The 23451-nt window shown below is 67.6% G+C and carries 14 protein-coding genes; 11 read left to right on the top strand and 3 right to left on the bottom strand.

Features of this window, described 5'->3' with window-relative positions; genetic code table 11:
- The first annotated feature begins 58 nt into the window (after positions 1–58).
- The 8 genes from BLT71_RS10555 to BLT71_RS10520 all read left to right on the top strand — a co-directional run bounded on the left by BLT71_RS10555 (position 59) and on the right by BLT71_RS10520 (position 16186).
- Entirely contained in the window at positions 59–10651 is a 10593-nt protein-coding gene (locus BLT71_RS10555; RefSeq protein ID WP_091719899.1) for a non-ribosomal peptide synthetase, read from the top strand.
- Between the two features lie 64 nt (positions 10652–10715).
- A complete protein-coding gene (locus BLT71_RS10550; RefSeq protein WP_045730439.1) occupies positions 10716–10928 on the top strand; it encodes an MbtH family protein in 213 nt (70 codons plus the stop codon).
- On the top strand, positions 10925–11902 hold the full coding sequence (locus BLT71_RS10545) for an ATP-binding cassette domain-containing protein (RefSeq protein WP_091719896.1): 978 nt from the start codon (positions 10925–10927) through the stop codon (positions 11900–11902). The genes BLT71_RS10550 and BLT71_RS10545 overlap by 4 nt, the downstream gene beginning before the upstream one ends.
- Entirely contained in the window at positions 11899–12699 is an 801-nt protein-coding gene (locus tag BLT71_RS10540; RefSeq protein ID WP_091719894.1) for an ABC transporter permease, read from the top strand. Before BLT71_RS10545 ends, BLT71_RS10540 begins: the two co-directional genes overlap by 4 nt.
- Before the next feature lie 83 nt (positions 12700–12782).
- A complete protein-coding gene (locus tag BLT71_RS10535; RefSeq protein WP_172829952.1) occupies positions 12783–13445 on the top strand; it encodes a 4'-phosphopantetheinyl transferase family protein in 663 nt (220 codons plus the stop codon).
- Between the two features lie 242 nt (positions 13446–13687).
- Positions 13688–14401, top strand: coding sequence for an SDR family oxidoreductase (locus BLT71_RS10530; protein ID WP_091719888.1), 714 nt, complete (start codon positions 13688–13690; stop codon positions 14399–14401).
- Between the two features lie 82 nt (positions 14402–14483).
- Positions 14484–15482, top strand: a complete 999-nt coding sequence (locus BLT71_RS10525) for an NADP-dependent oxidoreductase (protein ID WP_091719886.1) — start codon at positions 14484–14486, stop codon at positions 15480–15482.
- A gap of 101 nt (positions 15483–15583) precedes the next feature.
- Positions 15584–16186 carry a TetR/AcrR family transcriptional regulator gene (locus BLT71_RS10520; RefSeq protein ID WP_091719883.1) on the top strand — a complete coding sequence of 201 codons (603 nt, stop codon included), beginning with the start codon at positions 15584–15586 and terminating at the stop codon, positions 16184–16186.
- Positions 16187–16226: 40 nt separating this feature from the next.
- Here BLT71_RS10520 and BLT71_RS10515 read toward each other — a convergent pair whose 3' ends face one another.
- On the bottom strand, positions 16227–17462 hold the full coding sequence (locus BLT71_RS10515) for an MFS transporter (RefSeq protein WP_091719881.1): 1236 nt from the start codon (positions 17460–17462) through the stop codon (positions 16227–16229).
- Positions 17463–17792: 330 nt separating this feature from the next.
- Positions 17793–18692, bottom strand: a complete 900-nt coding sequence (locus BLT71_RS10510) for a helix-turn-helix transcriptional regulator (RefSeq protein ID WP_091719878.1) — start codon at positions 18690–18692, stop codon at positions 17793–17795.
- A 145-nt stretch (positions 18693–18837) separates the two neighbouring features.
- Between BLT71_RS10510 and BLT71_RS10505 the strand changes: the two genes are divergently transcribed.
- From BLT71_RS10505 to BLT71_RS10495, 3 genes are all read left to right on the top strand, one after another.
- Positions 18838–19179: a carboxymuconolactone decarboxylase family protein gene (locus tag BLT71_RS10505; protein ID WP_091719875.1), complete on the top strand. Its 342-nt coding sequence runs from the start codon at positions 18838–18840 to the stop codon at positions 19177–19179.
- 19 nt (positions 19180–19198) lie between these two features.
- The gene (locus BLT71_RS10500; protein ID WP_091719873.1) at positions 19199–20587 is read left to right on the top strand and encodes an MFS transporter; all 1389 of its coding nucleotides are present in this window, start codon (positions 19199–19201) and stop codon (positions 20585–20587) included.
- 119 nt (positions 20588–20706) lie between these two features.
- On the top strand, positions 20707–21567 hold the full coding sequence (locus tag BLT71_RS10495) for an aldo/keto reductase (protein WP_197676741.1): 861 nt from the start codon (positions 20707–20709) through the stop codon (positions 21565–21567).
- A gap of 158 nt (positions 21568–21725) precedes the next feature.
- Here the strand turns inward: BLT71_RS10495 and BLT71_RS10490 are convergent, their stop codons facing one another.
- A complete protein-coding gene (locus BLT71_RS10490) occupies positions 21726–23339 on the bottom strand; it encodes a hypothetical protein (RefSeq protein ID WP_091719870.1) in 1614 nt (537 codons plus the stop codon).
- Between the last annotated feature and the right edge of the window lie 112 nt (positions 23340–23451).

Genomic DNA, 23451 nt, shown 5'->3' with positions numbered 1-23451 from the left:
AGCGGTGCTTCGCCATGCCCCCGACGTGCCAGCCGGCCCAGAGATCCCGAGAAGGAACATGTCCCACGACGCACTGAACTCCCCTGCCCGCCCAGCTCTGCGGCTGGACCTGACCCAGGCCCAGCGTGGCATCTGGTATGCGCAGAAGCTGGCACCGGAGAATCCGATGTTCCAGATCGGTCAGTTTGTTGAGATCACCGGTCCGTTGGACCATAATGTCCTTGCGGCCGCCCTGAAGCAGGGGGTTGCAGGCACCGAGGCCCTCACCATGGCCTTCAGCGAGGACAAAGACGGGCCGTTCCAGTACCCGCGTCCGCGGCCGGCCGTTCTTGATGTCACCGATCTGGCCGGCGCTGCAGACCCGGAAGCACAGGCCCGGGCCCTCATGGACGCCGACCTGGCACTCCCCCGGGATCCTTTATCGGAGCACCTGCTCCATACAGAGCTCATCCGCCTCGCGCCCGAACGTCATTTCTTCTACCAGCGCGTGCACCACCTCCTGCTGGACGGCTATTCCGCGGTCCTGGTCCTGCGACGGGTGGCTGAGCTCTACAACATCCTCCTGGCGGACGACGGCGGCGGGCAGGCCACCGGGGAAGGTCCGGGCTTTGCACGGTTCACGGATCTCCTGGCGGCTGAGGCGGGTTACGCCGGGTCCGACGGCGCCGCGGCCGACCGCGCCTTCTGGGATGCCGAGCTTACCGGGGCGCCTCCTGCCACAGGCCTGGCCGGGCGGCCCAACGGTGCCGCGGGGTCGCTGATCCGGGCTTCGATGGTCCTCCCACCCGCCGCGGCCACGGCCCTCGAGGGTGCGCCGGCAAGCGCGCCGGCGCTGATCCTGACTGCCGCGTCCCTGTACCTGCACCGGATCACCGGTGAGCGCACCGCCTCGGTGGCATTGCCCGTCACGGCCCGGCGCGGACATCTGGCGAAGTCAACGCCGTCCATGCTGTCGAACATCGTTCCCGTCAAGCTCACCGTGGACCCCGGCGAAACCATTACCGCCACCGCGGCCGCGGTGGGACGCAGCCTCCGCGGCGCACTGGTCCACCAGCGCTTCCGCTATGAGGACCTGGACACCGGAGGCGGTTACCTCGGCCCTTCGGTCAACATCCTGCCCGTCCTGGACGCGATCTCCTTCGGCGAGGCCCGGGGCGCGATGAACATCCTCTCCACCGGGCCCGTCGACGATCTCTCCATCGTGGTCCACGGCCTCGGCGCCGGCGGTGCAGCACCGCAGCCCACAGTCCAGTTCGAAGCCAACGCGGCGATGTACACGCAGGATGTGCTGGCCGGCCACCTTGACCGCTTCGTACGCCTGCTGGAACATGTGGCCACCCGCCCGGACGCGGTGGTGGCTGACCTGCCGGTGACCACCCCGGCCGAGGAACAGCAACTCCTCGCCGCGGGCCAGGCTCACGGCCAGCGCCTGCCGGGTCACACCGTCGTGGAGGAATTCCAGCAGAACGCGGCGGCACAGCCGCATCAGACGGCCATTGTGGCGCCGGATGGGACTCTCACGTTCGCCGAACTCGAGTCCCGTTCAAACCAACTGGCCAGGTTCCTTTCCGGGCACGGCGCAGGTCCCGGCAGCACGGTGGCGGTGCGGCTGGACCGCGGCCTGTTGCTGCCGATAGCGCTCATGGCCATCCTCAAGTGCGGCGCCGCCTATCTTCCGCTGGATCCGGACTACCCCGTGGGCCGCGTGGAGGGAATGCTCGAAGACGCTGCACCCCTGAGGCTCCTCACCTCGGCAGCGTTTACGGCGGCAGGGTCCGGGGCGGGGAGCGCGCCGGCACCGGGATACGAGGAGTTGGCCACGGACGTCCCGGTCACGGTCCTGGACTCTGCCCTGATGGAGGCCTGCCTCGCCGGCAAGGACGGTTCGGCTCTCCCGTCCGCCACCGGCCAACAGGATCTCGCGTACGTCATATTCACGTCCGGCTCCACGGGCCGGCCCAAGGGCGTCGGTGTCGAACACCTGGCCCTGCTGAACCTCTACACCTCCCACCGCGACACCATCTTTGCCCCGGCGGAGGCCCGGCTGGGCCGCAAGCTGAGGGTGGCGCACACCGCGGGGCTGTCCTTTGACGCGTCATGGGACCCCATCCTGTGGCTGGTGGCAGGCCATGAACTTCACCTCGTGGACAACGCGACCCGGCGGGACCCTGAGGCACTCAGCGCCTATCTGGCCGAGGCCGGCATTGACTCCGTCGAGACCACGCCCTCTTTCGCCAAGGTACTGGTGGCCGGCGGACTGTTCGACCAGGAACGGCATCCGTCTGTGGTGGCACTGGGCGGCGAGGCTGTGGACACCCAACTGTGGGAAGACCTGGCAGGCCGCAACGGCGTTGTCGCCTACAACTTCTACGGCCCCACCGAAACCACCGTGGACTCGCTCACCGCGGTCATGGAAGTTGGCACCGCACCCACCCTGGGCGGTTCGGTGGCAAACACCCGACACTACATCCTGGACTCCGGTCTGAACCCGGTTCCGGACAATGCCGTGGGCGAGCTCTACGTTGCCGGCATCAACCTTGCCCGCGGGTACCTGGACCAGCCCGGGCTCAGCTCAGAACGCTTCGTGGCGGACCCTTTCGCGCTGGACGGCTCGCGGATGTACCGCACCGGAGATATTGTGCGCCGCCGGGATGACGGCACCCTTGAATTCCGGGGGCGGCTGGATGCCCAAGTCAAGATCCGGGGATTCCGCGTTGAACCCGCCGAGATCGAACAGGTGCTGCGCGCCCTGCCAGGCGTAGACCAGGCAGCCATCACCGTAGGTACCAACCGGGCCGGCTATGACCAGCTCCTGGCGTATGTCACGCCGGCGCCCACGGAGGACGGCGGGCCGCAGGAACCGCTGGACACCGCCGAGCTTCGGCGCCAGGCACGGCGCAACCTGCCCGACTACATGGTGCCCGCCGCCGTCACCAGCATCCCTGCCCTGCCCCTGACACCCAACGGAAAGCTGGACGTCCAGGCCTTGCCTGTACCGGAACAGGACACCTCCGCCGCTACCCCGCGTAACGAGCCCGAACGGATCGTTGCCGCTGCGTTCCGGGACGTTTTGGGCCTCGACTCGGTGGGGCTGGAGGACGACTTCTTCGACCTGGGCGGGCACTCACTGCTGGCCACCCGGCTGGTGGCCTTGCTGCGGGACCGGACCGGTACGGCTCCCGCGCTCCGCACAGTCTTCGAGAAGACAACGGTGGCGGCCCTCGCCGAAACCCTGGACCTGGGTACGGCTCCGGCCCAGCCGCTGGCTGCCGCCACCCGGCCGGCAGTCCTGCCGCTGTCGTTCGCCCAGCGCCGGCTATGGTTCCTGAACCGGCTGGATCCGGCGGCCGGGACGTACAACATCCCGGTGGTCCTGGACCTGCGCGGGGCCCTGGATGTCACAGCCCTGGCTGCTGCCCTCGGCGAAGTGACCGCCCGCCACGAGACGCTCCGCACGGTGTTCCCCCTGGTTGACGGCGAACCCGCCCAGCACATCCTGCCGCCGGCAGAGGGGCGGCCGTCCTTGGTTGCCGTGGAATGCTCCAGCGCAGCGCTGCCCGCCGCGCTTGCTGCGGAGACGGGGCGCGGGTTCGACCTGGCCCGGGACCTGCCGCTGCGCGCGGTCCTCTTCCAGCTGGCGCCGGACCATCACGTCCTGGCCGTCACCCTCCACCACATCGCTGCCGACGGCTGGTCCCTGGCTCCCCTGGCCAGGGATCTGTCGGCCGCGTACAACCACCTCGCCGCGGGCAGGGACGTGGACCTGCCGCCGCTGCCCGTTCAGTACGCCGACTACACGCTCTGGCAGCGCTCCGAACTGGGCAGCGAGTCGGATCCGGAAAGCCCCATCTCGCGGCAACTGGAGTTCTGGGCGCGCGAACTGCGCGGCGCCCCGGAGGAACTGCTGCTGCCGTTCGACCACGCCCGCGGCACCCGGACTGACGCTGCGCACCCAGGCGGCGGTCCGGCGTCGTCCGTTCACCTGAACATCGGCCGCGAAACGGCGGAGCAGCTCAACGCCCTGGCCCGGGAGCACAACGCGAGCCTGTTCATGGTGCTGCAGGCAGCCTTTGCAGCACTGCTCACCAAGGCCGGAGCCGGCGACGACATTCCGTTGGGCACCCCAGTGGCCGGCCGGACGGACACCCAGCTGGACAGCCTGGTGGGCTTCTTCGTCAACACGCTGGTCCTGCGCACGAACACCTCCGGCAACCCCACCGCAGGTGAACTCGTGGAGAGCGTCCGCTATACCAACCTGCATGCCTACGCCAACCAGGATGCGCCCTTCGAGCGGGTGGTGGAGGAGCTCAACCCTTCCCGCTCGCAGCACCGGCACCCCCTGTTCCAGGTCATGCTGACCCTTCAGAACACCGCCACCACCCAACTGGCCATGGACGGCCTGGAAGCCACGGCGGACCAGGCCCGGGAGGCGGCCGGAGCCAAATTCGACCTGCTCCTGGACCTCGCCGAAAGGTCCGGCGGCCTCACCGGATCCCTCGCCTACGACCCCGCCCTCTTCAACGCGGACACCGCCCAACTGCTGGCCGACGGCTTCATGGCCGTTGTGGACCAGTTCGCCGCGGACCCCACCGTCACTTTGGACAGGCTGCGGATCCAGTCGCCTGAACAGCAGGCCCTGGTGCTGGCGCACAGCGCCAGCGGCACCGCGTACAGCCCAGGGGACGGGACAGGCCAAACGGTAGTGGATGCCTTCCTGGCCACCGCCGCCAGGACCCCATCTGCGTCCGCCGTGGTGGACGCAGATGGCCCGGCCGCTGGCCTCACTTTCGGCCTGCTGCGGCAACGCGTGGAGTCTGCGGCCAAGGGCCTGGTGGCGCTGGGTATCCAGCCCGGCGACAGGGTGGCCGTGGCCCTTCCCCGCACGGCAGATGTGGCCACGGCCGCGCTCGCGGTCCTTGCTGCGGGAGCGGTGTACATCCCGGTAGACCTCACCTACCCGGCCGAACGGATCGCCATGATCCTCGACGACGGCGGCCCCGCGATGGTGCTCGCCGCACCCGCGGGCCCGGGCCAGGCGGGCCCCGTTCCGGCCGCCCGGACAGTCACCCTGGAGATGCTGATCTCCGCCGGAACGGGCGTCGCTGACACAGACCTGGCCGGGCGACGGCCCGCACCGGAAGACCTCGCCTACGTCCTCTTCACCTCGGGGTCAACAGGCCGGCCGAAAGGTGTCGCCGTATCCCACGGTGCACTGGCAAACCTCTACTCCCACCACCTCCGGACGCTCTATGCCCCGCGGTTCGAGGCAGCCCGGGGCGCAACGGTGTCCGTGGCCCACATCGCTGGGCTCGGATTCGACGCAGCCTGGGACCCCATGCTGTGGCTGGTGGCCGGCGCCGAACTTCACATCGTGGCCGACGCCGTGCGCACCGACGCCCAGGCGCTGGCGTCCTACTGCCAGGACCACGCCATCGGAGTCCTGGAAACCACCCCCTCCTACGCGGGCCAGCTCCTGCAGTTCGGCCTCGGTGCGGAGCCGGTTTCCCAAACCGAAGGTACCGGGCAGGCACTGCCGCTGCTGTTGCTGCTGGGCGGCGAAGCCGTGCCTGCCGGGCTATGGGCAACCCTGTCCGGCATGCCCGGCGTGGACGCCTGGAACTTCTACGGGCCCACCGAATTCACCGTGGATTCCGCAACCGCGCGGATCCAGGGGCCCCGGCCCACCATCGGCACGGGAATCGCCCACACCGCCACCCTGGTCCTGGACCAGCACCTGGCCCTGGTACCCCTGGGCGTCCCGGGAGAGCTGTACCTGGCCGGAGCCGGAATGGCCCAGGGCTACCACCAGCGACCCGGCGAAACAGCGGCCCGGTTCGTGGCCAACCCCTACGCCACCGACGGCAGCCGGATGTACCGCACCGGCGACCTGGTGCGGCGAACCAGCGACGGGACCCTCGAATTCGTCGCCCGCAACGACGAGCAGGTGAAGGTCCGCGGATTCCGGGTGGAACCGGGTGAGATCGAGGCTGCACTTGGAGCCCACACACTGGTGGACCGGGCCGTGGTTCTTCCCGACGGCGAACCGGCACACCGGCTGATCGCCTACTACACCGGAGCCGCTGCACCGGAGGACCTCCGGGCGCACGCTGCGGAACGGTTGCCGGACTACATGGTCCCGGCCATCCTCATGCCCATCCCGGACATACCGCTGACACCGCACGGCAAGCTGGACCGCAAAGCCCTGCCCGCGCCCGCCGCATCAACAGCCGGGATGGGAGCAGCACCGCAGACCCCGGACGAGCACGCCATGGCCGCCGTTTTTGCCGCCGTCCTGGCCGTGGACAACGTCTCCATGGGCGACGACTTCTTCGCCCTGGGCGGGCATTCACTGCTGGCCATCGACCTGATGGGCAGGATCCGGACGGCCTTCGGCCGGGAACTTCCCTTGCGCACCCTGTTCGACGCCCCCACCCCGGCCGGGCTGCTGGCCGCGCTGCGGCCCGGAACGGCAGACGCCGGGACGGACACCGTCGCCGCCGGAGACGCTGACGGGCCCGGCATGGCCGCGAACGCTGGAACCGCCAGCATGCCGCTCGGCGAATGGCTGGACACTGCTGGAGCCACCCGGCCGGAGCACCTGGAACTGTCCCACGCGCAGGCACGCATGTGGTTCCTCAACCAGCTTGATCCAGGCGCTGCCGACTACAACATCTCCCTGGCAGTGCGGCTGACCGGCACCCTCGACGAACAGGCCCTGGCCTCCGCCGTGAAGGCACTGTTCCACCGGCATGAGGTCCTCCGGACGGTATACCCGGAGACCGGCGGCGTCCCCGGCCAGCACATCCTTTCCACCGGCAGCGCCGGCCACGGGTCCTCGATGAACCTTGCCGTCAGCACTGCCACATCCGAGGACAACCTCCGCGACCAACTGCAGGCACAGGCAAGCCGCGGCTTCGATGTCCGCACCGAGGTGCCGCTGCGGGCCGGTCTCATCCGGATCCACGGCGAGGCCGGTGAAGCACCGCAGGAGACAGGACCACAATGGGTGCTGCACCTGGTGATCCACCACATCGCCGGCGACGGCGCCTCCCTGGCACCGCTGGCGCGGGACCTTTCCGCGGCGTACTCAGCGGCGCTCGCAGCCGCGGACGGGGCGCCGGCCGCACAGGCCCTGGCTCCCCTGCCGCTGCAGTACGCCGACTTCAGCTCATGGCAGCGGCAGCAACTGGCCGGGCCCGCCCTGGCTGAAAAGGTTGGCCACTGGCGGCACGCCCTCGCCGGGATCCCGCCCGAATTGATGCTGCCCGCTGACCACCAGCGGCCCCGCACCGCACGCCAACCGGGCGGCCAGGTGGGCTTCCGCGTGTCCCCTGAAAGTGTCACGGCGCTCTCAACCCTCGCGTCGTCGTCGAACGCCAGCCTGTTCATGGCCCTGCACGCCGGGCTTGCCGGCTACCTGCTCCGGACCGGCGCCGGTGAGGACCTGGTGATCGGCTCGCCCACCGCGGGCCGAGCCGATCCGCTGCTCGCCCCCATGGTGGGCTTCTTCGTGAACACCCTGCCGCTGCGCGTTAACGCCGCCGGCGACCCTGGCCTGCGCACCCTGCTGGACCGGTCCAGGGCCAGCATCCTGGACGCCTTCGACCATGACGATGTGCCCTTCGAACGGCTGGTGGAGGCAGCGGCACCGGAACGCGAACTGGGCCGCCATCCCCTGTTCCAGACCATGCTCACGGTGGACAGTGACATGCCGGCGGTCCCCCAGCTTCCCGGCGTCACGGTGGTTCCCGAGCCGGAGGCCGGAACAGGAGAGGCCAAGTTCGATCTGTCCTTCACGCTTCGGCCGGATGCCGAAGGGGGCCTGGCCGGAACGCTGGACTACAACTCCGCCATGTTCGAACCGGGCACCGCCCGGCGCCTGGCGGCAGGGTTCACTCGGTTGCTGGACCTGGCCGCCTCGGCTCCGGACATGCCATTGTCGGAGCTGCCGCTGCTGGAAGAGCACGAGGCGCGTGCCCTGGTTGCGTCAACGGCGGGCTCGCTCGCCGGAACTGCCGCCCCCGGGGCCGGCCAGGCACCCGGACAAGCCCCGGGGCCTGCCGACCAGGACATCCCGGCGGCCTTCGCGTCGGCAGTCCGTGCCACGCCGGACGCCGTTGCACTTGTGACCGACGCCGGTTCGCTTAGTTTCGCGGACCTTGCGGCGTCCGCCGGACGCGTCGCCGCCGGACTCACCGCAGCCGGCGCGGGCGGCGGCCTGGTGTCTGTCATGCTGCCCAGGTCCGCCGGCACGGTGGAGGCCCTCCTCGGAGTGGTGCTTGCGGGCAGCGCCTACAACCCCATCGATACGGCGTATCCGGACGAGCGCGTGGCCGCCATCCTCGAAGATGCCGCGCCCGAGGCAGTGCTCACCAGCTCCGCCGTGGCGCCCAGGCTCGCCGGCATCCTGGCGGGGCTGGCTGTTGAACCCCGCGTGCTCCTGATCGAAGACCTGGCCCGCACCACCGCGCAGCCGCCGGTGCCCCACCGCGTCAGGGACCCGCGTGAGCTTGCGTCGGTGATGTTCACCTCCGGCTCCACAGGCCGGCCCAAGGGCGTGGAGGTCAGCCACGGTGCCTTGGCCGCGCTGCTGGCCTCCCACCGGGAGACGCTGCTTGCCGGCATCAGCAGGCGGAAGGTGGCCCACACAACGGGCGTCGGCTTCGATGCATCGTGGGATCCCGTCCTCTGGCTGGCTGCCGGTCATGAACTGCACCTGCTCTCCGACGACCTCCGCCGGGACCCAACGGCCCTCGCCGGGTACTTCGTCCGCCAAGGCATCAGTGCCTGGGAGACCACTCCGGGTTACCTGCGCCAACTCCTGGCCGAACCGGAGTTCGCCGCCTACCTGGCCAACCACCCGGGCGGCCGGGAGGCCTTCAGCCTCGCGTTGGGCGGTGAAGCGTTCGACGCCGGCCTGTGGACGTCCTTGGCGGCGCTTCCCGGCGTCCGGGCCTGGAACCTCTACGGTCCCACCGAAGCCACCGTGGATACCGTGGTGGCAGCGGTGGCCGACAGTGATGCGCCCGTATTGGGCCGGCCCACGCCCCGTACCCGGCTCTACGTCCTGGATGACCGGCTGCAGCACGCCCTCCCGGGCGCAGCCGGCGAGCTGTATATCGCCGGCACGCAGTTGGCCCGGGGATACCGCGGACGCCCGGGCCTTACGGCTGAACGGTTCGTGCCGGACCCTTTCCACGGCGGCGGCGAACGGATGTACCGCACCGGTGACGTGGTCTACCGCCACCGGGACGGGCGGCTGGTCTTCGCCGGCCGCAACGACGGGCAGCTGAAGATCCGTGGCTTCCGGGTGGAACCCGGCGAAGTGGAATCGGTCCTGAGGGGTGCTCCGGGCGTAAGGGCCGCAGTGGTCCGGGCAGTGGGTGAAGGCAGCGCAGCGCGGCTGGCGGGCTACGTGGTCGCGTCCGGTGAGGCCGCGGAAGACCTGCCTGACGCAGTGCGCCGCCACGCGCAGGCGGCACTGCCGGACTACATGGTGCCCTCAGTGGTCATGGTGATCCCGGAAGTGCCGCTGACGCCGCACGGCAAGGTGGATGCCAACGCGCTCCCCGATGCCGCCACCGCGGCGCGCACAGGAGGCCGCGCGCCGCGGTCCCCGCAGGAGAAGACCGTGGCCGGCATCTTCGCCGAGGTGCTGTCCCTTGACCGGGCGGGCGTTGACGAGTCGTTCTTCGAACTCGGGGGCCACTCCTTCCTCGCGCAGCCGCTGGTCGCAAAGGTCAACGCTGCCCTGGGCACGGACCTGCAGGTGCAGTCGCTCTTCCGGGCGCCCACCGTGGAAGGGCTGCTGCTCGAAGCAGCCAACGGCTCGCGTGCCAGCATCGCGGACAGCCTGCGGGAGGTGCTGCCCCTCCGGGCAGCCGGGTCGAAGGCACCGTTGTTTGCCGTGCACCCGGCGTCGGGCATCGGCTGGGGATTTGCCTCCATGCTGGGGCAGCTTGACCCCGAACGGCCCCTGATCGGGCTGCAGATGCCAGGCATGGAACCAGGCCGGACCTCTCCGGTGGCTGCCACAACCCTGACGGAACTGGCTGATGACTACATTGCCCGGATCCTCACCGTCCAGCCCGAGGGGCCGTACCACCTGCTGGGCTGGTCATTCGGCGGGTATCTGGCCCACCGGCTGGCCACACGGCTGCAGGAACGTGGCCACGAAGTGGCATTCCTGGCCATCCTCGACGCCTTCCCGGACAACCAGGAAAACAACACCGCTCCCGGCGAAGGCCAGGCGCTGTGGGCGAGCTACTTGGAAGCGCAGGGCTACGACCTCACCGGGGAAAACCTGACAGGCATGGACGTGCACCGCGCCCAGGAGATCCTGCGCGCCAACCACAACCCGGTAGGAACGGTCCCCACGGATTCGGTGGAGGCCATGGCCCGGAACTTCCCGGTGCTGGCACGCCTGATCCGGGACGAACGGCCCCAACTGTTCACCGGTGACCTGCTGTTCTTCCGCGCCACGGAGCAGGTCCCGCCGGGCACTCCCGGCAGCGATGCATGGTCGCCGTTCGTCACCGGGGCCATCACCGATGTTCCTGTCGGCGAGAGGCATTCCCAGCTCCTCAGTGACCGGGCTCTCAAGACAATCATGCATTCCCTGGCCATCCACCTGGGCGGCGGAACCGAATAACAGATGATGCTCCTGTGACGCCTGGGGCCCCCGCACACCACCAAAAACGCCAGGAAAGGTCATAATGACGAACCCGTTCGATGACAAGTCCGCCACCTTCTCCGTACTGGTCAACGAGTACCAGCAGCACTCCCTCTGGCCCGTCTTTGCCGCCGTCCCCGAGGGGTGGGTGACCATGTTCGGCCCCGACAACCGGGAAGCGTGCCTTGACTACGTGTCGCGGACGTGGACGGACATGGCACCGCGCAAGGTTTCCGAGCTCGCCGCTTCGCAGTGATCCGCGTAGAGAACGTCAGCAAGAGCTTCGGCAGCTTCAAAGCCCTCGACGGGTTGACCCTGAAGGCCGGTGAGGGAACTGTTCTGGGGCTCCTGGGGCCGAACGGCTCCGGGAAGACCACCACCGTCAAGATCCTCACCACGCTGCTGGCTCCGGACAGCGGGGACGCCCGGGTGGCAGGGCACTCCGTGCTGTCGGCCCCGGACCTGGTGCGTCGCAACCTGGGCCTCTCCGGGCAATACGCGGCCGTGGACGAAAAACTCACCGCTTTCGAGAACCTGCACATGGTGGGACGCCTGTACGGCATGAACCGGCGTACGGCCTCCGCCAGGGCGTCGGAGCTGCTTGAGAATTTCAGGCTCACGGATGTGGCAACCAAACGGTCGGGAACCTTCTCCGGCGGAATGCGGCGCCGCCTGGACCTCGCGGGTGCCATCGTGGCCCGGCCGAAGGTGGTTGTCCTCGACGAACCCACCACAGGACTGGACCCGCGCGGCCGCCTGGACACATGGGATGTCGTATCCCGGCTCGTCGCCGACGGCACCACTGTGCTCCTGACTACCCAGTACCTGGAAGAAGCGGACCGGCTGGCCGACAACATAGCCGTCATCAACCACGGCAAGGTCATCGCCGAGGGGACAGCCGCAGAGCTGAAGCAAAATGCCGGAACTGAACGCATCGGCGTCGTCATGCGCCATGCTGCCGACCTGCCCGCCGCAGCCGCCGTGCTCCACGCCGCCGCCGGCCCGGACGTCCGGCCCGAGCTGGATCCGCAGAACCTGGGCGTGTCCATCGCCGCCCCGCAAGGCCACCGCACCCTGGTGCGCATCCTGACCGAACTCGACGCACAGTCCCTTGCAGTGGAAGAGGCCTCGCTCCGCAGGCCCACCCTGGACGATGTGTTCCTTAAACTGACCGGCCACGCCACCGACGCGTCCGTGACCGGCGCCGAAAAGGAGGAAGTGACCGTATGACCGCCATTACCGCAGCCGCGAGGGACAGCTCTGTCATTGCCCGCCGCAACCTCCTCAATGTCCTCCGGACCCCCGGTGCCCTGGTGACCGGCCTCGTGCAGCCCGTCATGTTCGTGCTGCTGCTCGGCTTCGTGTTCGGCGGCACCCTCGGCGGCGACCAGTACCGAAGCTTCCTGATCGGCGGAATCCTGGCGCAGACGCTCACCTTCAACGCCTCCTTCACGGCCGTGTACCTGGCCAAGGACCTGCAACTGGGCCTCATCGACAGGTTTCGGTCCCTGCCGATGTCCCGCGGCGCCGTGATCCTGGGCCGCACCACCTCCGACCTCGCCACCAGCGTGCTGTCCGTAGCGGCCACCATGCTGTGCGGGCTGGCCATCGGCTGGCGGATCACCAATGGACCCGGCCCCGCTCTTGCGGCGTTGGCCCTGCTGCTGCTCTTCGCCTTCGCTGTGTCCTGGATCGGTGCAGTGATTGCGCTGACCGCCCGCAGCGTCGAAGTGGCACAGAGCCTGGGCCTCGTGTGGCTGTTCCCCGTCACGTTCATCTCCGGGGCATTTGTCTCGGTGGATTCCCTGCCTGGCCCGCTGCGGACCATCGCCGAATGGAACCCGGTCACAGCCGTCGCCACTGCGGCGCGTGAACTGTTCGGGAATGCGGCTCCCGCCGGCTTCGGCGTCCCGGGCGGCTGGGCGGCGGATAACGCGGTGCTCTACTCGGTGCTCTGCAGCGTCGGGATCATTGCGGTGTTCGCGCCGCTGGCCATTACCCAGTACCGGCGCATCAGCCGGCGATGAACGGCCGAAACCCTGCTGCCGGCACGGTTTTCCTCACCGTCTTTTCTGCAGATCTTGAGGCTGCCTGCGGACCGATTGGCGGTTTGACGGCTTGCCTCTCCCCTGCCGAAGCACAATCCGCCCGGCGCTTTGCCCGCCCCGGAGACCGCCTGGACTATCTGGCCTCCCATGCCTTGTTCCGTTTGCTTGCTGCGCACCGGCTGGGGCGGGGGTTCGCTGAGGCGCGGCAGCTGGAAGTCACCCGGTGGTGCAGCGGCTGCGGGAGCACGGGGCACGGCAAGCCGGCAGTCGCAGGGGCCAGCCTCAGCCTGTCCCGGAGCAAGGGCGCCGTAATGGTGGCCGCAGGACCTGAGGGCACCCCGGTGGGCGCGGATATCGAACGCATTCCCGACACCCTGCACAGCGGATTCGACCAGTACGTCGCGTCCGCGGCCGAACGTATAGCGCTTGCCCCCGGTGACATACCCGCGCGGCTCCGACTTTGGGTGGCTAAGGAAGCAGTACTCAAGGCGGCCGGGCTCGGCCTCAGCGTACCTCCGGCCGAAGTTCATTTGGCCTGCGATTCGGCCAACGACGACTGCTCCACCCTCCGCGCCGACAGCCCTGCCCACCCGCAGGTGAACGGACTGGGTGCGGTTTTCCTTCCTGCCCCTCCGGGGTACGTCGCGGCCCTGTCCTCGGCGGGGCCCACGCCACTCACCAGGCTGTCTTTGACCGATTTGCTGCCTCCACGGCCGGCAGCCTGACAGGCGAGTCCCTTCCCCGCCCGCCCCGGTGACGCTCGATGCCTCTTCCTGACGAGTGGATTGCAGCACGCCCATTCTGGGGCGGCCTCATCGCCTCATCCACCCCGGGAATATTTGCTGAGCACACTCAGTTATGAGTGTAGTCACCCTGCGAGATGCCGGGTGGTATGCGGGGCCTTCCGGTCCCCGCACCGTCCGTGCCAACCGGCGCGCACGGCTTACAGCCCAGGAAGGTTTCCACCATGTATTCACTCAATGGAGCAGTCGTCCTCGTCACTGGCGCCAATGGCGGCATCGGCACACACTTCGTTCACAGCGCCCTGGCCCGGGGCGCCAGCAAGGTGTACGCCACCGCCCGTACCCCGCGAAGCTGGGATGATGAGCGCATCGTCCCGCTTGCCCTCGATATCACGGACCCGGACTCAATACAGGCTGCCGTAACAGCCGCGGATGACGTCACCGTGCTGATCAACAACGCTGGAGCCAGCGTCGCTACCCCGGGCATCCTTACCCATTCCGACGCGGAAATCCGAACCAACGTCGAGACGAACTTCCTCGGCCCCCTGTTCCTCGCCCGCGCCTTCGCGCCGGTCCTGACAGCGAAGGACAAGTCCGCGATGATCAACATCCACTCCGCGATGAGCTGGTACGCCGTTGGCGGCATATACAGTGCCACCAAGGCAGCACTGTGGTCTGTCACCAACTCGCTGCGCCTGGAACTGGCACCCGAAGGGGTGCACGTGGTGGGCGTCCATGTCGGCTATGTCGACACGATGATGGCTGCGCACGCCACCGATCCCAAGATGGACCCGGCCGATCTGGTCACCACGGTGCTGGATGCCGTCGAAGCGGGCGATTACGAGGTCCTCGCCGACCAGACGTCTGTGCAGCTCAAGGCCGGGCTCAGTGCCCCCATCGAGGCGCTCTACCCTCAACTTGCGCGCAGCAAGGCCTAAAGGCAGCCGCACCGCCTTGGGCCACGGCGTAGCGGTGGCCCGACGTCAGCCCTATGAACACGACCCAGAAGGAGCAACCCGCATGCGGGCTTTTGGTATCAAGAATTACAAGGAACCACTAAGAGAAATTGAGGTTGCCGAGCCGGTGGTTGGCGAAGGGGACGTGCTGGTGAAAGTCCAGGCAGCCGGTCTCAACCAGTTGGACGAGAAGATCCGCACGGGTGAGTTCAAGCAGATCCTTCCCTACAAGTTTCCACTGGTGCTGGGCAACGACGTTGCCGGAACGGTGCTCTCAGTGGGCGCAGCCGTCCGCGGGTTCAAACCCGGGGATGAAGTGTACGCCCGCCCCCGCAAAGACCGTATCGGCACGTTTGCTGAGCGGATTGCCATGGCAGAGGAAGACGTGGCGCTGAAACCGGCTTCGATCAGCATGGTGGAGGCGGGATCACTGCCGCTCGTCGCGCTTACCGCGTGGCAAGCCCTCGTCGAGCGGGGAAACGTGCGTCCCGGGCAAAAAGTCCTCATTCACGCCGGCGCCGGCGGTGTGGGCACCATCGCCATCCAGCTCGCCAAGCACCTGGGCGCGACAGTTGCAACCACCGCGAGCCACCACAACGCCGCCTTCGTACGCGGCCTCGGGGCAGACACTGTCATCGACTACCGCAGCCAGGATTTTGAGCAACTCCTCAGCGGCTACGACCTCGTGCTGGACAGTCTCGGCGGGAAGACCCTGGAAAAGTCACTGCGTATCCTCAAACCTGGCGGCAAGGCCATTGGAATTTCCGGGCCGCCGGATTCCGGTTTTGCGCGCGAAGCCCGGCTGAACCCCGTACTGCGCGTGGCTATCGCAGCACTCAGCAGCAGGGTCCGCAGGCAGGCGAGGAAACTCGGCGTCAGCTATGAGTTCCTCTTCATGCGGGCCAGCGGCGACCAGTTGCGAAAGATCAGTGCACTGGTGGACGACGGCGTGCTCCGCCCCGTCGTCGGGAAGGTCGCCAGTTTCGACGAAACGCCTGGGGCGCTGGAGTCCCTGGCTGCGGGGGGCTTCCGCGGCAAGGCGGTCGTCACAGTCACCAACTGAGCTGGCCGGCCTCACTGCGCACATCCCGGCCGGAAGTGTCACCAAGACTGGTTGGATATACTCAATATTGAGTCCAGTCAGTTTGAGTCCAGAGGAATCCGATGCCTGTTACACCTCAACCGCTGGGACGAAGGGAACGGAACAAGCAGGAGAAGCTGGACCGGATTACGGCCGCAGCCACTGAACTGTTCGCCCAGTACGGGGTCGACGATGTCACTACCCAGCAAATTGCCGACAAGGCTGACATTGGCACCGGAACCCTGTTCCTTTATGCCAGGAACAAGGGCGAACTCCTCCTCCTCGTGCAAAACGCCCACTACGCCGAAGCACTTGAGCGGGGCCGGGCCGAGGCTGAAACCATTCCGAATGTCCTGGGTGCGGTGATGGCCATCGTGAGGCCCATCGTGGAGTGCAACCGTGTCCAGGTCGATAACGGGCGCTTCTACCTGCGGGAAATGGTGTTCGGCGATCCGGCCGAGCCGCACCATGGCCAGGCCCTCTCCATCGTTGCCCGGACCGAGGAAGCCATCGCTGCCGCCCTGGGCCGCCATGGCCCCATCGCTACCGGCGACGCCGCAACGACGGCCCGGATCATCTCCGCAGTCATGTTCGTCACCATGGCCGCGAGCGTGAACGCGTCTTTGACCACCGCGGCGATTCTGCAGGACATAGAGGCGCAGGTCAGCCTGCTTGCGCGCCGATAATCCGAACGGGCAGCCGCGAATCCACCTCCGTGGCTGGTCGCTACGATGCCGAGGGTGCGTCCCGTCGTGCCGTCCGGGCGGTCAGGAAGGCCAGGCAGGAACCGATCAGGAGCAGGGCGGCACTCGTCAAGAACGCGCCCCGGTAGCCTACGGAGTCGAACAGCAGCCCGCCGAGAGTGGAGCCAATGGCGATTGACGTCTGTATTACTGCCACCATGAGGCCCCCGCCGGCTTCGGCGTTATGGGGCATTGCTTCTGCGATCCACGCCCACCAGCCGACAGGTGCCGACGTGGCCAGCAGGCCCCACAGACCGAGCAGCACCACCACGGCTGCCACCCAGGCACCCGAAGGCACAAGAGCCCCGGCGACGACAGCCATCAGCGCCGGAATGGCAATAAGTGTGCGGTAGAGGCCCTTGCGGAGGACGCGTCCGATCAGGAGGGTACCCGCGACGCCGGCACCACCGATGACCAGCAGGACAAGGGAAACGCCGGACACATCAATAACCGTCACTGTTTCAAGGAAAGGTCGGACGTAGGTGAAAAGGACGAACTGGCCCATGAAGAACGACCCGCAGGCTGCCATTCCCCAGGCGATCGGAGGGCTCTTGAGCGCGGTGAAGATGCCGAGGACATTTGCGGTGCCCGGACTCCGCTCGGCGGCCTTCATGGCGGGAAGGCTGATCCATTGCCAGACCAGTACGATCACGGCAATGGGCACCAGGCAAAAGAACGCCCCGCGCCAGCCAATGACAGACCCCAAGTAGCTGCCCAGCGGGGCTGCCAGGACCGTGGCAAGGGCGTTGCCTCCATTGAAGATGGTCAGGGCCCGGGCCACCTGGTGGGGCGGTACCAGACGCATGGCCGTGGCCGCCGACATGGACCAGAACCCGCCAATCACCACGCCGATGAGGGCGCGGCCAATCATGAACAAGGCGTATCCCGGAGCCAGCGCAACCATCGCACCTGAGATTCCCATGACCACCGTCAGCCCGAGCAGCAGCGTCTTGCGGTTCATCCTGCCGGCCAGTGTTGATATCGAGAGGCTGGTCAGAACGGCAAAGACTCCGGAGATGGCAATGCCTTGCCCGATCTGCCCCTCCGTGACCTTGAGTTCGGCGGCCATGGGGGTGAGTAGGCTGACGGGCATGAATTCGGAAGCAATCAGCGCGAAGACACAGAGTGACATCGCGAAGACACCTCCCCAGTGGGCGGGATGCGGCCGGGCGTCGTTGGGGTGTGGCCCGGTAGTCGTTGGGGATGTGGCACGAGGCATGGGGGTTTTCTCATCCTTTTCGGGCCTGGCTTCGTTGGGCCAGGCGTCACGGCCAGCATTGAAGCAGGATCAGCGGCGATTGGGTCAGTCTCATGAAAGCGGGTTCCGGGAGCCGTAGCCAGGGCTTTGCTGTAACGGGTTATGGCAGACCCTCCCTGCGTCTCCCTTCACCGGGTGTTACAGCATCAGATTGCTGCTGAGAGGCACGTCCAATGATGAGGCCCCTGCCGTCGTGGAGGTCCACGTGTCTGGCTGGGACGACAGGTCAGTTGCCGCGTCGACAGGTGCTTTTGCTGTACCGACCAGCCGCTGACTTCCGAACCAGTCCTGCTAACTGGGTTCCTGCGAGGCCTCGATGGCAGGCAAGGCGGCCGCTGCCTGCTGCCGTGCCGTCGCGGCGAGGCTGGCCAGGAGCTTCAGCCGGTCTTCACTCGGTGAGCCGGGCTCGGCGGTGTAGATGAGGAAGGACAGTCCAGGTTCGGCGGTGAGTTCCATTCCCTCATAGGTGAGGGTGAGGTCTCCGACGTCCGGGTGGTGGAAGTTCTTCGTTCCGCTGCCGTGCCGGCGCACGTTATGGGCGCCCCAGCGGCTGCGGAAAGCATCGCTGCGGGTGCTGAGTTCACCGACGAGGTCGTGCAATTCCTTGTCGTGCGGGTCCCGTCCTGCCTCGGTCCGCAGGATCGCGACGCTCACGTCCGCTGCAGCTTCCCAGCCCGGGTAGAACTCCCGGGACCGTTGATCCAGGAAGTTGAAGCGGGCGAGGTTGCCACGGCCGGGCCCATCAAAAACCTGGCCGTAGAAGGCGCGCGCGAGGGCATTGGCCGCCAGGATGTCCATCCGGCCGTTGCGAACGAACGCCGGGCCGTTCGTGATGGCATCCAGCGAACGGGTCAGGCTTTCCCTCGCAGCCCAGGCCTTCGCTTTGCGCTTACGCACCGGTTGGGCGGCGCCGTTTGCGATACGGGCCAGGTCGAAGAGGTGCTCACGCTCAGCATGGTCGAGTTGCAGGGCCCTCGCCACTGAATCCAGCACGGAGTCGGAGACCCCTGCAAGGTTCCCGCGCTCGATCTTCGAGTAGTACTCGATGCTCACGTCCGCCAGCGCGGCGACCTCGCTGCGGCGAAGCCCCTTCACCCGCCGGTGCCCGGAAACGGCAACCCCGGCCTGGTCGGGAGCGAGCTTGGCCCGCCGTGACATAAGAAATTCCCGTGCTTCATTCCTGTTGTCCACACACAGACCCTACTTCCACCCGGGCCAGCGAGGGATGCCCTGCTGGTACATCCTTCAGCAGGGACTCCCACGGGCGGGTAATCCGCGATGTCCTGTTGGTGGAAAGACAGCAACTGCGGCCCATTAACAGAGAAGGAGCGTACCCATGACCAGCGCATCGAAGAACGGGTGGACCGGCGGGCAGAACGCGTTCGGAGACTTTGCCCCGGGGCTTGTGCACTACACGGACAGGGTCCTCTTCGACGAGGTATGGGAGCGGCCTGAATTGTCGAAGCGGGACCGGAGCCTTGCCACAGTCGCGGCCCTGACCGCCATGGGCAACATCGACCAGCTGAACTTCCATCTGCCGTTCGCCCGCGACAACGGGGTAACCGAGGAGGAGCTCATCGAGGCGATCACCCACCTGGCCTTCTACACCGGCTGGCCAAAGGCAATGTCCGCCATGACCGCGGCAAAGAAGGTTTTCGGCACTGACGGACCGAACTAAACACAGATCAGGAGTCCCCATGAAACTGGGCAGCCCCGCAGCGCCCCCGGAGACACGTCCGGGCACTTCAGGCCCGCGCGCCGGCACCGCCCTCGCGGCGTCGGTCCTGGGTTTCTTCATGATCACCCTGGACGCGGTGGTGGTGAACGTAGCCCTGCCAAGCATCCGTGCTGACCTCGGCGGAGGCATGACAGGCCTCCAATGGGTGCTGGACGGCTACACGCTTATGTTCGCCGCGTTCCTGCTGTCCGCCGGCGCCTTTTCCGACCGCCTGGGCGCCAGGCGGTCCTTCGGCATTGGGCTGGTCCTGTTCCTCATCGCGTCGCTGGCGTGCGGTGTCGCGCCGGGCATGGTTGCCCTCGTTGCGGCGCGATTCGTGCAGGGCGCCGCGGCTGCCCTGATGTTGCCCGCCTCCATGGCCTTGATCGGTGAAGCGTACCCCGAGCCGGTGCGTCGGGCGCGGGCAATTGCCTTCTGGGCCATGGGTGGTGCCATCGCGTCCACCTCCGGACCAGTGATCGGAGGGCTGCTGAGCCTGGCGAGCTGGCGGCTCATCTTCCTCATCAACATCCCGGTGGGCGTCGTGGCGCTGGTCCTGCTTGCAAGGACTTCCCGCTCGGCCCGCCACAGCGCGCCGATCGACTGGATCGGACAAACGACGGCGATGCTCGCCATGGGCGGAATCATCTACGGCGTCATCGAGGCTGGAGCAGCCGGATTCGCTGCTCCGCAAGTAGCCATCGCGTTGACCGCAGGCTTCGCCGCGTTGGCCGCGTTCGCCGTCGGGCAGGCCCGGGGACGGCACCCGATGATACCGCCGGAGCTCCGCCGCTCACGCACTCTCCTGGTGGCCGCCGCCGCGGGCTTCGCCTTCATGGTCGGGTACTACGGGCTTCCGTTCGTGATGAGCCTGGACCTGCAGCAACACCGCGGACTGTCTGCGTTCCAGACCGGAATCGCGTTCCTGCCGATGATGCTGACCGGACTCATCATCACCCCGTTCAGCGCCCGTATCGTTGAGCGTTTCGGCGCCAGGCGCCTGGTGACGCTCGGATTCCGTGCTATGGCCGTGGGCTTGGCCGCCATTGCCCTCCTCCCTGCTGCATCACCCGTCTGGGTAGTCTCAGGGCTCATGGTGCTGGTGGGGCTGGCCGGGCCGCTGGTCATGCCGCCCATGACGGCGGCGCTGCTCAACGCCGTTCCCGGGCACTTGGCCGGGACGGCCAGCGGGATCTTCAACACCAGCCGGCAGTTCGGTGGCGCCCTCGCCGTCGCGGTCTTCGGTGCCCTGCTGGCAGAGCCATCCACGTTCCACCCCGGGCTCATGGCCAGCCTCCTCATTGCGGCGGCCGTCGCATTGTGCGCCGCCCTCGCAAGCAGGCAACTCAACGAAAGGAACATCCCGTGAACTACAGGACCCTCGGGTCGACCGGCATCCAGGTCTCCCCTTTGTGCTTCGGCACCATGTCCTTCGGAGCCGAAGCCGACGAGGAAACCTCGGCAGCGATGTAGCGCCGCGTCCGGGATCTGGGCATCAACTTCTTCGACTCCGCGAACGTCTACGGCGGCGGCGCGTCCGAGGAGATCCTTGGCCGGCTCATCGCCAACGAACGGGACGACGTGGTCATCACGTCAAAAGCCTTCTACCCCACGAGCGGAGACATCAACGCCCAGGGCCTCTCCCGCCGCCACATCATGCAGGCCGCCGAAGCAAGCCTCAAACGGCTCGGCACCGACAGGATCGACTTCTATTTTGTCCACGCCTTCGATGACAGCACCCCCATCGAGCAGACGCTCCGCGCCCTCGATGACCTGCAGCGGCAGGACAAGATCCTCTACCCTGCCCTGAGCAACTGGGCCGCGTGGCAGATCGCCACCGCCCTTGGCCTCTCCGCCCGGGAGACGCTGGCTCGCTTTGAACTCATCGAACCCATGTACAACCTCGCCAAGCGACAGGCCGAGGTTGAAATCCTCCCGCTCGCCCAGGCCGAAAACATGGGAGTCATCACCTACAGCCCGCTCGGCGGCGGCCTGCTCACCGGCAAGTACCGGGGCGGGCAGCCGCCTGCGGCCGGCCGGCTCGTGGATAACGCCCGGTACGCCGACCGCTACGGGCTCGAAAGCGACCGGACCACCGCCGAGCGCTTCACCGCCTTCGCGGACGACGCCGGGTTCTCGCCTGTGTCGCTCGCTGTCGCCTGGGCCATGGGCCACCCGGGCGTCACGGCACCGATCGTGGGCGCACGCAACCCCGCGCAGCTCGAAGGATCCCTCGCGGCGCTCGAGATCGACATGACAGCCGAGCTGCGGGCAGGAATCTCGGCCCTGTCACCCACTCCCGCCCCTGCCACCGACCGCGCCGAAACGATCGTAGGCAATTGGACATGACCACCCCGTCCTCCAAGGCCCTGGCACACCCCGCCATGACCACGGGACTCACACTTCTGTTCGCCGTGGCCGGGGGCGCCGCCAAGCATGCAGCCGGACCGGGACTTGCAGGATTGAAGTCCGCAGTTCCCGTGGAGGTGCTGTACCAGGGTTGCCGGCTAACCGCCGGTTTTGGGGGCCAGGATGATCTGTACGGCCTCGATCCGTTTGCCCAGACCCGTTGTTCCCGCAGTACCGCCGTCGGCCGCAAATGACTGCCAGCCCACATCCTGCACGTGGGCGCGGTAGTACACGGTGTAGTGGTTGGCCAGCTCACCGGTGAGCCTGACTTCAAACGCTTCCAGGCGGAGCCCCTGCCCAGTGGTGCCGATGGGATTGGTCGAGGAAGTCCACGGCTGCCAGCCGATGTCCTGGACATGTCCCCGCCATTGGATGTCGCCGCCATAAGCCGTACTGGAAACGGTGAGGCGGAGGGCCTCCACCCGAAGAGCCTGGCCGGTGGTCCCCGCGACCGTGCCATCGGAGACGTTCGTTGTCCAGCCGCGGTTCTGAACGTGTGCGGCATAGACGGCGGTGAATTCCGGAGCGATCTTTGGAACCAGGTCGATGGTTACCGCTTCCACCCGCAGGCCCTGCCCGACGGTGCCGGCCGTGGCACCGTCAACCACGTAGGGCTGCCAGCCGACGTTCTGCACGTGGGCGCGGTACCGGATGCTGTACTGCGAGGCGAGGTCCCCCGTCAGCCGCAACTCCAAAGCCTCCAACCGCAGACCGAGACCCGTGGTCCCGATGGGGGACGCCGCCGTCGTCCATGGCTGCCAGCCGATGTTCTGCACATGTCCGCGCCACAGGATGTCGCCGGCCAGGCGGTCTCCTGCCACCGAGAGGCGCAACGCCTCCAGCGGCAGTGACCGGCCGGTGGTGCCGGCGGTGCCGCCGTCGAAGACGCTGGGCTGCCAGCCGAGGGTGGCAACATGGGCCTGGTAGACGCCCGTGCAGGTCATGTCGTAGTCGTAGGTGCCGTCGGTCCATTGCGTGAGGTGGACGGTGCCGCCTGAGAAACTGGGATTCACGCAGAGGTCTGAAGCTTCACTGGCGACGTCGAGGCGCCCGGCCGGTGACCAGACCGGCACATCGGGAAGCTGCCACGATCCGGTGATGGCGTCCCAGGCGCTCGCATAAGAGTAGAAGCCGTGCGGGAACCCCGCGTCAGCCAGTGCGGCCAGGAGCCCGGCGATGACGTACCGGTTTTCCTGCCGCTCTGCGGCCGTTGAGCTGGGCCAGGGCTGTGCCGGGCGGGGCTCGACATCCACCCAGATCCGCTCCGGCCGCCACCCCACCCTGGTGAGGGACGCGAGGGCGGCGCGGCCCTCGGCGTACCCCACGTTGCGCAGCCGGTCCGAACGGACGGTTCCAGGGTAAGGGCCTCCGCCGCCGTAGGTGTCGTACTGGGCGGCGGTGGGGAACGTTGCCATGGCATACGCCTGCGCCCTGACGCCGCGGTCCAGCACCCACTGGTACTGCTGCTGCAGGCAGGGATTGTCGGTGAAGGCGAGCCCGCGTGTCAGCCCCACCACCAGGAACTCCGTGGTGTCCGGCGGCATCGGCAGCCCGCCGGGACACTGCGGCCAGGAGACGTCGTGACCATAGTCGACGGCCCGGGCCGGCGGAGCGAACAGCACCCCGAGCGCGAGCACCAGCAAAACCGCCAGGAGCCGGGGCATGGATGCCCGGGAGCGGCGGCCAGGTCGAAGAGCAGCAAGGCCGGCCATGATGGCCCCCCTCATTCAAAGGATGACCAAAATTATCCCACCCGGGGAGCGCCGCTGCCAGCGGTGGGAAGCAGTCGGGATTCGAGAAATCCCGCGACCCTTGCCACCCGGG

It is taken from the genome of Pseudarthrobacter equi (assembly GCF_900105535.1).
GTDB classification, from domain to species: domain Bacteria; phylum Actinomycetota; class Actinomycetes; order Actinomycetales; family Micrococcaceae; genus Arthrobacter; species Arthrobacter equi.
The sequence above is the reverse complement of the archived record's forward strand: the minus strand, read 5'-3'. Positions and strand labels throughout refer to the sequence as shown.

Excerpts from the sequence above, each read along its gene's own strand:
- BLT71_RS10515 (WP_091719881.1), bottom strand. The coding sequence starts at position 17,462 with ATGCCTCGTGCCACATCCCCAACGACTACCGGGCCACACCCCAACGAC.
- BLT71_RS10540 (WP_091719894.1), top strand. The coding sequence starts at position 11,899 with ATGACCGCCATTACCGCAGCCGCGAGGGACAGCTCTGTCATTGCCCGC.
- BLT71_RS10530 (WP_091719888.1), top strand. The coding sequence starts at position 13,688 with ATGTATTCACTCAATGGAGCAGTCGTCCTCGTCACTGGCGCCAATGGC.
- BLT71_RS10505 (WP_091719875.1), top strand. The coding sequence starts at position 18,838 with ATGACCAGCGCATCGAAGAACGGGTGGACCGGCGGGCAGAACGCGTTC.
- BLT71_RS10525 (WP_091719886.1), top strand. The coding sequence starts at position 14,484 with ATGCGGGCTTTTGGTATCAAGAATTACAAGGAACCACTAAGAGAAATT.
- BLT71_RS10550 (WP_045730439.1), top strand. The coding sequence starts at position 10,716 with ATGACGAACCCGTTCGATGACAAGTCCGCCACCTTCTCCGTACTGGTC.
- BLT71_RS10490 (WP_091719870.1), bottom strand. The coding sequence starts at position 23,339 with ATGGCCGGCCTTGCTGCTCTTCGACCTGGCCGCCGCTCCCGGGCATCC.
- BLT71_RS10520 (WP_091719883.1), top strand. The coding sequence starts at position 15,584 with ATGCCTGTTACACCTCAACCGCTGGGACGAAGGGAACGGAACAAGCAG.
- BLT71_RS10555 (WP_091719899.1), top strand. The coding sequence starts at position 59 with ATGTCCCACGACGCACTGAACTCCCCTGCCCGCCCAGCTCTGCGGCTG.
- BLT71_RS10500 (WP_091719873.1), top strand. The coding sequence starts at position 19,199 with ATGAAACTGGGCAGCCCCGCAGCGCCCCCGGAGACACGTCCGGGCACT.